The sequence below is a fragment of the Mariniflexile litorale genome, assembly GCF_031128465.2.
Lineage (GTDB): Bacteria > Bacteroidota > Bacteroidia > Flavobacteriales > Flavobacteriaceae > Mariniflexile > Mariniflexile litorale.
In genome coordinates this window covers 1,891,672-1,904,994 of record NZ_CP155618.1, presented here as the reverse complement: position 1 = coordinate 1,904,994, position 13,323 = coordinate 1,891,672, and the positions used below count along the sequence as shown (strand labels likewise).

Here is a 13,323-nt window from a genome sequence, read left to right as displayed (position 1 = left end):
TATTTATTCAGTTAATATAGTTTTTGCTTTATTAGATTCACTTAAATTACTTATATGCTTTTTGACTAAATCTTTCCCTGCATCATCTAAATTTCTTATATCTACATTTATAAAATCAACACCATCTTTCTCAAAATGTTCATCAATTGATTTTATGAACTTTTTAGTATCAAATTTTGGATGGTCAACTGCGCTTACCAAATCTACTGATTTACCTTGATATTTCCCAGATGTTACTATAAAATCCCCAGCTTTTGTATCAGTATTTCTTATAGCTCTCGCTGTTGTCTGAAACGTTTCTTCAAAAATAGCAATTCCTTCTGCTTCAACTTGTCTAAAAGTTCCTTGACCACCAACATCTACAAATTCATCCAAGATTTGTCTCGTTCTTGAGCTAATTTTTAAACCTCTAATAATACTTGATAAAGAATTAGCTGTTAATGGAGATACTTTGACAGCCATAAACACTCCACCTTTGCCCGGAATTATTCCTGCTACATCTAAACCACTAGCAGTAAGGTCAAGCAACTCTCCTAAAATACCTTTATCTGCTTCAACGACAACCTTTCTATCCCTTTTCTTAAAATTAAAACTTTCTCCTAACTGTTTATCCGTTACCGTTTCTGGAATATTCAGTTTATGATTTTTACTTATAAACTTCCTAATCAATTGCCCTTCCTGTTTTTCCCCCACAGGAACCAAAAGAGTTCCAATTATAATATTTCCAGCTCCATCTACAGCTCTATCCCAAATTTGGTCAAGTTCCAATCCATAATCTCTTGGGTTAAAATCATAAAGGTTTGAACCTTCTTCTTGTCCCTCAAGTTCTAAAAACTTTATTACTTTATTACCGCTAAAACTATAAGGAGAATATTGAGGATAACTATACGCCAATGGGTCAGTTGCAAAGAACCTACCCACTCTTGGGTCATGCATTCTATATTTATAATTGATAGAATTCCCTTCCCCTTTAACTTCATCGTCCTTCTCCTGCCCCTGGAAGCCATAACGGTAGTCTAACCTTTAAATATTACCGCATAAAAAAACGAGCATAAATATTATACCCGTTTTATATCATTAATGTTATTTTTTATTGTTTTTGCTTACTCTTTTCGCCACTAGTTACAAACTAGCTAGCGGGGGCGAGCGGGGGGCTATTTAAAAACTAAAAAAGCCTTTACATTGCTGTAAAAGCTTTATCTTTTTATTTATTACTCTTCTTGCATGCCAAGCTTTGACGGCACTAGTTACAAACTAGCGCTAGCCGGGTGATAAAGAACATATTCTTTATACGCTTGATGCTTTAATTAAATCTGTGAAGCTTAAAGCTATTGCTTAAAAAAAGCTCCTACATCTCTGTAAAAGCTTTATCTTTTTATTTCTTACTCTTGCCTGTACTAGTTACAAACTAGCACCAGCGTGGGAAGTTTGAAACTTCCCACCACTACTAAAACAAAAAAGCCTCTACATCTCTATAAAAAATTTTATTTTTTATTGCTTCAAACAACATTACAAGTTTACAAACACTTTGCTTACTCAATACTGCACGAAGTTGAAACCTTCGAGCTGTTTATAAAAAAAATGTGAGTGTCATTTTTGTTTCTATTTTAATATGTTTCAAATTATATCAAGATAAATTCTAGAACTTAACATTTTATTCCTAGATAATCCTAACCTAGAAACCCAACAGTATCAATTTCTAAAATTGTATTATCGTCTTGAAAGTTTCTAGCACTTGAGTATTTCCAATCTACAGCATTTGTTACAAAACCACTTTCTACAGGATTATTATGTATATAATCTATTTTTTGTTTGATTACCTTTTCACTCCATAACTCGATAGGTTTATTATGATGCTGCCAAAATTGATATTTACTTGTTGTTGCATTCTTTATACCTGCACGTTCAAACATCCATAACAACCATTCTTTCCGGCTTTCTTGAGGATTGTTTTCTATGACTTCTATTTTTTTTTTTGAAGTATGCCGTTTAAAATCTCTTAATAATTCTGAAGGTTCATCGTTTGCCGATCTAAATATAAAATGAACATGACTTGGCATAAAACAATATGCATATAATTCCATGCCCTTTTCTTTACGGCAATAGTTTATACTTTCTGCTAATACATTAAAATACATTTCTCTTGTAAATACATCTATCCAATTTATTGTGGCAAATGACACAAAATATAAACCTGCTTTGTTATGAAACTTGTATTTTCTGCTCATGTTACTAATATAATAAAAAGAACAAATAATTTATTATAGCATTATACATTGCTACTGCTAGCTTGTAGCTAGTGGCAGAAAACGAGCTAAACAAAAAATCTTCTACATTGATGTAAAAGCTTTCTCTTTTTATTTCAATATCTCTTTATTTACTCGGTACGGCACTAGTTACAAACTAGCGCGAGCGGGGGGCTAGTAAAATTGCGGATGTTTTAAATGTGTCTTTAGACTTTTTAGTAGGTAAGGTTGCCGTTGAAGTGGATAACGAACTTTTAAAACGTATTATTGATATTCAACAAATGAATACCGAAGACAAAGACCATATTCTTTATACCCTTGATGCGCTTATTAAATCTGTTAAACTTAAAGCTATTGCATAAAAAAAGCTACTCTATTTCTAAAGTAGCTTCTTAATTTATTTATTTTCTTACTCTTAAAACTTACTCGGTACGCCACTAGTAAATACTAGCGGTAGCCATACTAGGGAACAGCGGGGAATTTCTTTAACAACTTTGGAAAGAATATGCGAAGCTCGTGAGATAAAAATATCCGAGTTCTTCAAATTAATTGATGAGTAAACACTTCGACTTTTAACCTTAGACCAATTGGTCAAACCTTAAAAAATACCGTATAAAAAAACGAGCATAAAATTTATACCCGTTTTGTATCATTAATGTTATCTTTTACTTTGCTTACTCGGTACGGCACTAGTTACAAACTAGCGCTAGCGGGGATTGATTCTTTTCTTACCAAAAAGAAGTTTAAAGACTTTTTTAATAAAAATGTGGCTACTCTTTAACGCATAAAAAAAGCTACCGTTTCCAGTAGCTTTTAATTTTATTGGTATATACTAAACCAGTAAATCAGCCGTATCCTTTTCTTGCCTAATATAAACCCAAGAATCTAAATTATCTAGTTTAGAAAACGGCTTAAGATTAAATACACAAACTTCTTCTACTTTTACAAATTCAATATCAGAACAAACTTCTCCTGTTATATCGTTAATATTTTCATAATCATATTCTATTGGCTCTCTATCTAAATAGCAAATCACTTTTAACTTTTCTGTTTTATTAAACCCCACAGCTATTGCCCTTATAGATGGATATATCATCCCTAATAAAGCTCTTTGCATAGATATTAATAATCTAGTTCTTATTTCTATATCTTTCATAATTTATTGATTTGGTCTTGCAGGTACAATATGTGCTCCTGTCTTACTATTTATAACCGTTCCTACGGTAGTTGAAGTAGCTTTTCCAGATACAGGGTCAACATATTTCCCTATCGGTTTTCCAAAATCTACACTAGTTTTTGCTTCATTAATAATTCTAGTTGATTTATAATTACCAGAATGAAAGTCATCCAATAAAGATTGAGCATCTTTTTCTAAAATACTCTTTCCTTGTTGATAGTTATTATGACCTTCTATATGTTTTCCTTGTTTTCCCGTATGGATTTTTTTAGAAACAGACCTTGATATATTATCAACAGAAGATATTTTTCGAGAACCATCTTCAACAGGAAGATCTGGGTCAACTGTTCTTGTTTTTGTTTTAGAACGTGGTTTTTTTCCTTTTAACGTACGATATAAATTATAAGCCCCTATCAAATAATGTGCTTCATCAGGAATATCTTCGCCTATAACTTCTTCTACTGCTGTACCTATAGGATCCATTGCTGTTGTAGCTGAACTTTGTATTGAAGGTCCACTCTCATTCGAGGTGGCTAATTTTACAATAAAGTCTTTAACCCAAGATGATTGTTTTGGCTGAACAAAATCTCCAATTGTTAAACCACTCATATCTCGAAGCATTAATGTTTGACCTACCTCAATATGGTTTGGATCATCTTGAATACCTGGATTAAAACGAATAATATCATTCACGGCAACTCCTGTAACTTTTGAAATTACGTGAAGATTGTCATCTGCTCTAACTTTAAAAAATCTTGCTGTCCAGTCTTTATTTGTAAGTCTCTTAAACTCTTCTAACCCTTCTAATTCATTAAATTCAATTACTTTATTTCCTGCAAACTGATACGGGGAATACCAAGGATATTTATGAGTTAATGGGTCTGTTGCAAAGAAACGACCAACTCTTGGGTCGTGCATTCTAAATTTGTAGTTCAAACTATTCCCTTCTCCCTTAACCTCATTATCCATCTCCTGACCTTGGAAGCCATAACGATAGTCGCTACTGTTACCGTGCCTGTTGGGTAGCAGCATCCCGAAAGGATAGTAATCATTATATGTAAGAACGTCCGCAGTAAAGTTAGTAAAATTTAGTGGATCTGCAACCAATTTTCTATCGGTGACCACACTTAGTACGTTGCCTAGGTGGTTACTAAGCTCGTAGCGTTTATCGCCCACTGTGCGCGCATAGGTATTTGATGCCGCTTGCAGATTTTTTTCCTCTATACCTAATCGCGAACTACCGTATATATGGTGTTCTTTTAATATTACTTCTTTATTAGCGGTAATATTATTAATATCGGATTCGTTTGTTTCATAAACCGCCAATACATTGCCTTGTGCATCGCGCGAATACAAGGTAGTAATGTTCTCTGGCAATACGGTTTTGGCAATTCTATTCCCTAAACCATCGTAGGTGAATTTAATTTGGTTCCCATTACTTTTTATAATACTTGCTACTTTACCATCTACACGCCAATTGATGTTTGTGATGCCTTCGGCAGCATCTGAAATTAATTGACCTATAGCATCGTACACATAATTGTCTAAGGCTTGACCACTATCAATATCAGTATCAAAATTGCCGTCTAAGGCTACACTCAATTCTTGTACAGAGCGTAGTTGGTTATTTATTTTTTTCTGGTTGGCATCTAAATGATATTTATAATCAAAATTATCCATAGGTGTAATAACACCTGAAACGTTTGCAGCGCTTCTAGATAAGGAATCTAAATTTCCGTTTCTGTCATACGTATACGCACTCTTATAATTTTGATTACCAGATGCATTGTACCCATGCATTTTTTTAATACGGTTTAACTGGTCGTAAGTATAATTGTTTGTTTGTGTGCCAAGAGTGGTTTGGTTAAGATCGGCAATGTCAGTAGCCATTTGCTTAATGTTACCATTATAAAGGTTTTTTATATTGGTAGGTGCATTGGTATTGGTATTTAAGAAGGCGTTTATGGTGCCTATGGATGCGTAATCGTTTTCATCGGTATTATTATTGGTATTGTTCCCATAATAAGTTAATGCATACCCCATAGCGTCTTGTGCTACGTTAGAGCCGGCTGTTCCATCTGTTCCTAGGTCTATTGTGGGGTTTAAAGTGTTGGAATTTACACCTTTTAGCCAACCTTGTAAGGTATAAGCATAATCGATACCTTGTACTTCTTTGTCACCCAATAGGGTTCTTGCCAATGGTCCGTGCGCAAAATAATTATAGGAGGCATCGGTTTCCCATATATAACCATCGGACGAGGTTTGTACGTTTACAATTCTGTTATCGGCATCGTATTCATATTTATGAATGAATTGATCGAGGTTTCCTTTTTGGTAGTATACTTTGTTAACGTTTCCACTAATTAGGTCGTACTCGTACTGCACATGTTTTAATCCGGAATAAGGATTGCTTCCATATTCTGAAAAAAGTCTATTATGTTGTGCCAATTCTAGCACATTACCGTGTATGTCGTAATTATAATACAGGACATTTTGGTAATCAATAGATGCTGTTGCAGGTGTTACCTCATCGTAATAATATACGGTTGTTACCCTATTTCTAGCATTTGCCACAATGTTGGAAGCATTTGATACGGTATTGAAAATGCTAGCCACATTAACATCATAAGTGGAGTATTTAGTTTTTGTTACTTCGTGTTTCTCTACTGTTAATTGGTCTGGGTAGCGGGTTGTGGTAACCGAATTATCTGGATTTGTTATTTTTATTTCGGATTCAACCGGTAAGCTAGTTGCGGTATAAACAAGTTTACCCGTCATTTCATTGATAGCAATGACCAGATTAGGTACAAACTCGCCAGCTTCTGTAATACGCCCTAAATCGTCATAGGTTGTATAGCTAAAGGTATTATTGACTAACTGTTTGGCATTTTGAGAGGCAATTATACGTCCTAAAGCATCGTATGCAAAACGGGTTTCACCACCATCGGGAGTTTGCTGCCATACTAATTGATTTAACGAATTATACTCGTATTCTGTTTTAAGCTGGTGGTCTGGAAGTAATGTTGGTGCTTCCTCTGCAACATTTTCTTTTCTATAGGTATTAATTCTATCATTTAAAGTTATCCCATTAGCATCTGTGGCATCTAAATCGGTTTTTGTAAATCGATCAACACCTTCTGGTGGTACGGTTTGCTTTAAGTTTCCTGCTTGATCGTAATAGTATAAGGTGTATTGGTACTCCTTATCTTTATACTCCATAGTGAAGTTTTCTACTACATTATTAGTAGCATATTGTAAATAAGTATTTATAAAGTTTTCTCTTTCTTTTTTAAGGAAGACGTCGTAGTTATCCTTACTGTAGCTTGCTAAAATACTTGCTGTAAACTCTTCGCAAGGCGTTTTTTTATTGGGGTCGTCTGGATACTGATAGCCATCAGTTGAAGGTGCTGTTAATATGGATGCAGGCAGGCTTATACAAAAACTCCCTTCATTAGTTATTTCATATAAATAATCTGAAGTAAATTGCGACCAAGTTTTAATATCATCTGGATCGCCTTGTGTATTATGATATGAAACATGCGTTTCATAGGCATTGATTACGTTGTTAATATCACTATAACCATAACCAAATTCTGTGGCACCAAATTCACCAATCGTTATATAATGTAAAGAATTAGTACTAGTAACACCTAGTGCTGTTAGATAGGTACTATAAGCATCTGTAATATAAGCAAAATTTAACTTACAGAAATCTGCTTCGGTAATATAATCGTAGTCTCCTTGTGCAATGTTTAAAGTTGCTAAAACTCCTAAAAGTGTTTGGTATTTGTCGGTACAACTAACGGGGACAACGGGTTGGGCGATGCATTGAGTGGCATCATTACAGTCTATAATACTTGGTACAATTATATTTTCTCCTTTATCTGCAAAAACAAAAAATTCGTATAGATTTTCTGAATGTGCAGAATCTTCATAACCTAATTGTAAAACATGTCCAAAATAACCGTAAGTGGGATCATTAGATGGTATTTCACCAGTAAACTTCAATGAACCATTAAAACCAATACTGACTCCTTGCTCAAAAACAAAGGGAATAAAATCATTCCATTCAGACTGTGTGGAAGCATTATACTTTAATCCCGTACCCAAAACAGGATCTGTAAACCAATTACTTACATTAATGGTGCTTATTCCATTTGTTGCCATAGTAGCACCACTACCTTCATTTAAATTATAAATACGATCTTGATTATTTATATTATATGAAAAATTAAAAATATTGAAAGATTGGGGGTAATATAAACTCCATGAAAAACGGTTTTTGGGATAATAACGCTGACCATAACCCACACCTTCTTCAAAAGATACTAGTAAATTTTTTCTAGATTGACTGAATACTTCACTGTTGATTACTATCTCAGCTTCTCTATAATCGAAAGGATTATAAGAATAATTACTGAAGTTTATATTAAACTTTATATTGGTTAATTCGTTTAAATTAACCCCAACCCCTATGGGTTTAAAAAAAACGTCTTTATAGTAAAATTGTCCAGCAGGTATAGTATCATTAGGATCTCCAATTGAATTATTTGTTACCTGTTTTCTTAAAATAAATGATGGTTTGATTAGATATGTGTCTTGAGAATCTTCCGAATCAGAGCCATTATTTAAATATTTGTTGTTTACAGATATATTTATACGATCTCCATATTGAAGAGGTCTATCTCGCCCAGGAGCTTCATCCCAACTGATGCGTGATCCTGTAGATAGTTCAATTTCAAAGTTAAATTTTAAAAGTGTCGTTAGAAAAACAGCATTTCCATAAGAGCATTTATCAATATTAGAATATCTTACTTTTAGCTTTGGAATTAAATATGACTGATTATTTTGTAATACAAAGTCACTTTTATTAATAGTAAAAGGTAGATCAGAAGCGTTTATTTTTACACCATTGTATTCTAAATACAACTGATTGTTATCAATTAACCCATTTTGAACGACACTTCCTGCTCCATTATTTATCTCAGAAAAGTAAACATCTGTAATAATTAGCTTTTCAATTTCTTCAAAATTTTCTTTAGTATTATATAGTAAAACTTGCTTTCCTTCTATATTTGTACTTCCATTTTTATATATTGACAAAGACGTATCTTTTATTAAACCATACTGATTCTTGTATATGGAGCCTGTAGTGGAGTTAAAAATACATGTAGTATTATCTTGAGGAATTGTAATTGTTAGCCCCCTTCCTGCAGAGATATCTGAATGAATAGATGAATTCACCTCATAAAAGGCATTGATATCATCACAACATAAAAAATTAAGTATTGTAGTTTCAGTTTCCTTCACAGTACCTTCGGTTGTTACTTTAGCTAAAGTACTGGTTAACCAAGTAAGCTTAATGTTTTGTCCTATTATACTCGTTTTATCATTTTTATACTCATAATCAAAACTAATACTTGTAATAGTGACGTCCGTTGGTATTGCCACATCCAAAGTCATTTGAAACCCAATATTACCATCAATGTTTAAAACATAAGTATTTGTACTAGCTCCTGAATAACTCCATGTTATGTTGCTACGTCCTTCAAAAAACTCAGGTAAATAACTATTGGTATAAGTTGATAAATTTGTAATATTTACACTAGAGTTATTAATAGAATTTGAAGCAATTAAATTATTCAGTAATAACACCATCGCTTTAGAAAAATAAGATTCTTTATTACAGCTTCCTGTTTCATCAAAGGTATTTCCAGAACCTAAATATTCACCTATACTTGTTGGATTAGTAATACTACAATCTGATATCCTAGCTTTGGTTTCTCCTGAAATGACTATTTCTTTATATGTTCCATTAACATCCAGTTTTGCTAAAGCTTTATATTCAAACAATTGAGATGTTGGATTATATTTGGCATTTATATTACTTATGCTTGTAAGAGTCCAAGAATCATACTCACTCCATTGGTATGCGGCTGGTAAGACAACGGTAACATTGGAATTATCAAGACCACCTACGCTTAAAGTAATAGTTGAGGATGACGTTAAATCTGCATTAATAATTATAGGACTTACAGCAGGATATATTCCTCCAAATTCTTCAAATAAATGGGGTGTAAAATAGTGTCCTTCAAATATTAAATTGGGGTTTTGAGAAACATTTTGATCTTTGAAATAGCCATCCAAATAAATCTCTAAATCTCTTGCTAATGGGCATACTCCAGTTTCAATATAACTTTGGTAGTTTACCTGTTCTGCTATATCTGCAATAACATCGGCAGGATCTGCTCCTGCGTTGTAATACATATCCGTGGGTAAAAAGCGTTTTTGCTTAGTCTGGTAGGCACTTGCGTTTATATAACTACATAATCCATCTGAAGGTTTAATAGTTCCTAAATAAGATTTCACTTGTGATGCAGCAGTATACGTTGAAATATTTGCAATTAGAGCCACAGGAGCTTCTGAAACCCCAATACAGCCATTATAACTACCCTTCTTTTGTGCATAAGCATTTATAAATACCGATTGAATCCGTTGCTTTAGTGCTATATAATTGGCTTTATAGGAATTCCAGAATTGGTCTTTTTTAGATTCGTCTGGTAAAGCTCTTATTGTATTTAAAATTGTAGCAATACTAATATTTGGGTCTAGAACACAGTTTCCTAGGCTATTACAAACTATAGCAGCATGAGTAGAAGCCATCATTTTAGAACCTGTTCCATCAAAATTATCAGTCAAGGCCTGATTCATTATGTTCTGTCTGGCTGCCAATAAAACGGCTGTATCGAAACCATCCGAACCAGAACCTATCAATGTCTTAAAATAGGGGTCTTCATCCATCAATGATGCAAACGAACCTAAAAACAAAGGAGTATCGGCCTCTTCAAATGTAGTAATAGACTGCAAGTAAGCATCAAAACCATCAGAATTAAAAGTACCAACACTAGGTATTACATTTGTTAACTCGCACAACTTATTACTATACAATAAATAATCATATTCTGGATGATATTGCAATAGTGAGTATGCCCAACTATCTTGCCATATATCTGGGTGTGTCATATAATCACTTTCAACCAAATACTTAGGTTCTACCCAATACTGATTAGATATATCTACATCATCTGTGGGTGTTAAACTATTTATTCCTGTTTCGTCAATAGCTGGTTGGTAAGTAATTGTATCATCGCCTCCTTCAACTTCAGAAGGTGTTATTATCTTTTGTATTTTTATGTAACTTATGGTACCATCTTCATTATAATAATGACCTTGAGTGTAAAGAGCAGTTCCATTATTAGTAGAATCATAATCTGGATGGTTTGGATTTTTCCAACTGTTATGAATGCTAACAGTATTTGTTTTGGTGCTAAACAGCACATTATTAGCTTCGAAGATACTCAATAATATTTCAGCTGCTTCTTCAGTACCATTACCATATTGCCCTAGGGGGCTCATATCATTTAATAATTGATCTAGAGCCGTTTGGCATGAAATGGATTCTAAAGGTTCCTCTGGATTAAATGTTTCTGTAGTATTACACGGTGCATTACATGCTTTTATGGCTTCGTTATATTGATTAATATATTCAATGCTTAGCTCATCTATTTCTGTTTGGGTCAATTCGCTTTCTGCATAAGTTGCCAATTGTGCATTTTTATAAGTTTCTGCGCTACCATATACATTAGTAATATTAAGCACACATTCTTCACACGATTCAAAACAACCATCTATGATAATAGGTGGTGGTGAAATAATTTCCGGCGCAACATAACAAGCATCGTTTTCATCTTGCAACCTTAACAAATAAGCATCAGCAGCATCAGCAGCGGCTTGTTTATTAACTTTAAGGTTTTTAGTAATGGTAAAGGTGCCTCGTTCTACATTTATTAATGGAAGTTTGCTGTTTATATAAGAAAACACCTCTGTGTTCGTGCCGTTTAAAGAAATCAATTCTGAGATGGGGTTAGTTAAAAGGCTGTTTGCGTCTTCATCTAGTATATCTATGGTTAAATCATAATCCAAATTATAAGATTGAAAATGATTTGTTCCGTTTACAATACATCCAAAATTAAAAGGAGCTATGGTAACATCATAAATAAAGCTGCGGGTATCATCAAATACCGCAGTTTTTATAGCATTATATGATAATTGATCTTGTAAAGCACCAAATGTACCAGATATACCAATTTCATTATTATCTTCAGGCGTATCTTTATCTGTGGTTTTTATTTTATTAAGAAGATCGATGGATAAGGTTTCATGCAATTGTTCATTTTTTTCATCAATCAATCCTTCTAAATTTGATGGTGTTACCCCAGCTAATGCTGTAGCAATAGTTCTTCCTTGTGGATCTATATAGCTTACACTTAATTGCCTGTTTGGATCCAACACCATATTCTTTTTGTAATGAACAGTATTACCAACAGCATAGCCAAACAAACGGTTAAGTTCTATTTGTTCTGGTACTCCGTAATAGTATTCCATTTCATGACCAGAACCTAATTGATGCGTTTTGCCCACACCGCCTTTTCGTCGTATACGTCCTGTATTATCTGGCGTGTATTCTATTTGTGAAAATGGGTATTGTGCTGCATCTGGAATACGGTCTCTTTCAGCTCCTGCAAATATATTTGAAGGTGAATAATAATTACTAGCTCCAATAATAGTTCCCATTTTTTTATTATTAGATGGAGTATCTACTTCATTTTGAGCATTTAAATCAAAATTTAAGTAATTATAAGGCGTTCCTGTTTCATTTAAGTTAAAAGCGCCTTCTTGATTTAATCCGTTGTGATATTTCAATACATTGTCGCTCGTGGGTACTGGCAATACTTCAACAGCAGGACGCCCTTGTGCATCATAAATAACTTCACCAACAACTGCAGTATTATCGGTATTTATGGTTGTTACGGTTTGACGATTACGCAATGAGCCATCAAAGTAACTTACTACTTCTTTCTTTTTGCCATCTTCAGCATAAGAGGCTTGAAATTGCCAGTTTTTGTTTGGTTCGTGATCTTCAGCAATAAGCTCTTTATGTGGCCAATTAGCAAGCGTTAACTTTTCGCTACTACCACTACTCCAAAGGCTGTATTTATTTTTAGTTAAATCATTTAAAAAATTACCAACAGCTCTAACACGGTATATAACATATCCTTTACTGTAAACTAGAGGAATATAATAACTGGTCTCGCTCGTTTGAACTCTAGTACTGTTGCGTTCAAAATCTTGAGTTGAAAAACGAATAATGGCTTCGTGTAATGGTGTATTAATATCATCTCCGTAATTATCTACCCAAGTCCATTCTACATCGTAATAACGAGCTTCAGGTATAACTGATGTCCAATTAATCTGTAATTCATTGTTGGCAGTTACAACAGTTGTTCCAATAATAGGTGCCGTTTCTGGCAACTCATAATAACGTGTTTTATTATAACCTAGTGTTAATACTATGTTTTGAGGAATGCTTGCAGCGGGAACGTCATTAGAAGTTACTCCATTTTCTATAAGTGTATTGCTTATAACTTCTATGCCATTTAAAGCTATGTATTTATTTTCTAAAATATGCTGTTTTAAATCAATTACATTCCCGCCACTAGCAGATAAATTATTTTCCACTTCTAAAACAATATTATAATCGGCATCTGGAGTGCCGTCTCGAAGTAATGGACTTACTTTTAAGGTTACTAAAAACTTATAAGCTGTATAAGGTGTCGAGTTTTCTTTTACTTTTAAAGTAATATATGAATATACGTCAAGGTCTATAGCTGTTGGAATTTCCAATTCTGATGCTATAACATTTAATGGATTTCCTGTAACCACCAATTGATTTGCTTGAAACTCTTGATAATTTTGTGCAAAGGCCTGAAAACCAACAAGAGTAAACAGGAAACTAATTTTAGCAAAAAGCTTATAATTTTTTTTTGTGAACATAGCTTT

General features: G+C 33.5%; 6 protein-coding genes. 2 read left to right on the top strand and 4 right to left on the bottom strand.

The window, feature by feature from the left end; all coding sequences use genetic code 11:
* Window positions 1–3: 3 nt before the first annotated feature.
* Window positions 4–936, bottom strand: a complete 933-nt coding sequence (locus tag QLS71_RS08005) for a hypothetical protein (RefSeq protein ID WP_308993702.1) — start codon at window positions 934–936, stop codon at window positions 4–6.
* A gap of 734 nt (window positions 937–1,670) precedes the next feature.
* Entirely contained in the window at window positions 1,671–2,228 is a 558-nt protein-coding gene (locus QLS71_RS08000; RefSeq protein ID WP_308993701.1) for a transposase, read from the bottom strand.
* A gap of 218 nt (window positions 2,229–2,446) precedes the next feature.
* Here QLS71_RS08000 and QLS71_RS07995 point away from each other — a divergent pair, with 218 nt between their 5' ends.
* Together QLS71_RS07995 and QLS71_RS19220 are read left to right on the top strand one after the other, a co-directional pair.
* A complete protein-coding gene (locus QLS71_RS07995) occupies window positions 2,447–2,608 on the top strand; it encodes a hypothetical protein (protein ID WP_308993700.1) in 162 nt (53 codons plus the stop codon).
* Between the two features lie 117 nt (window positions 2,609–2,725).
* Entirely contained in the window at window positions 2,726–2,806 is an 81-nt protein-coding gene (locus tag QLS71_RS19220; protein ID WP_369077080.1) for a hypothetical protein, read from the top strand.
* 272 nt (window positions 2,807–3,078) lie between these two features.
* Here QLS71_RS19220 and QLS71_RS07990 read toward each other — a convergent pair whose 3' ends face one another.
* Window positions 3,079–3,402: a hypothetical protein gene (locus tag QLS71_RS07990; RefSeq protein WP_308993699.1), complete on the bottom strand. Its 324-nt coding sequence runs from the start codon at window positions 3,400–3,402 to the stop codon at window positions 3,079–3,081.
* A 3-nt stretch (window positions 3,403–3,405) separates the two neighbouring features.
* Window positions 3,406–13,317: a polymorphic toxin type 50 domain-containing protein gene (locus QLS71_RS07985; RefSeq protein WP_308993698.1), complete on the bottom strand. Its 9,912-nt coding sequence runs from the start codon at window positions 13,315–13,317 to the stop codon at window positions 3,406–3,408.
* Between the last annotated feature and the right edge of the window lie 6 nt (window positions 13,318–13,323).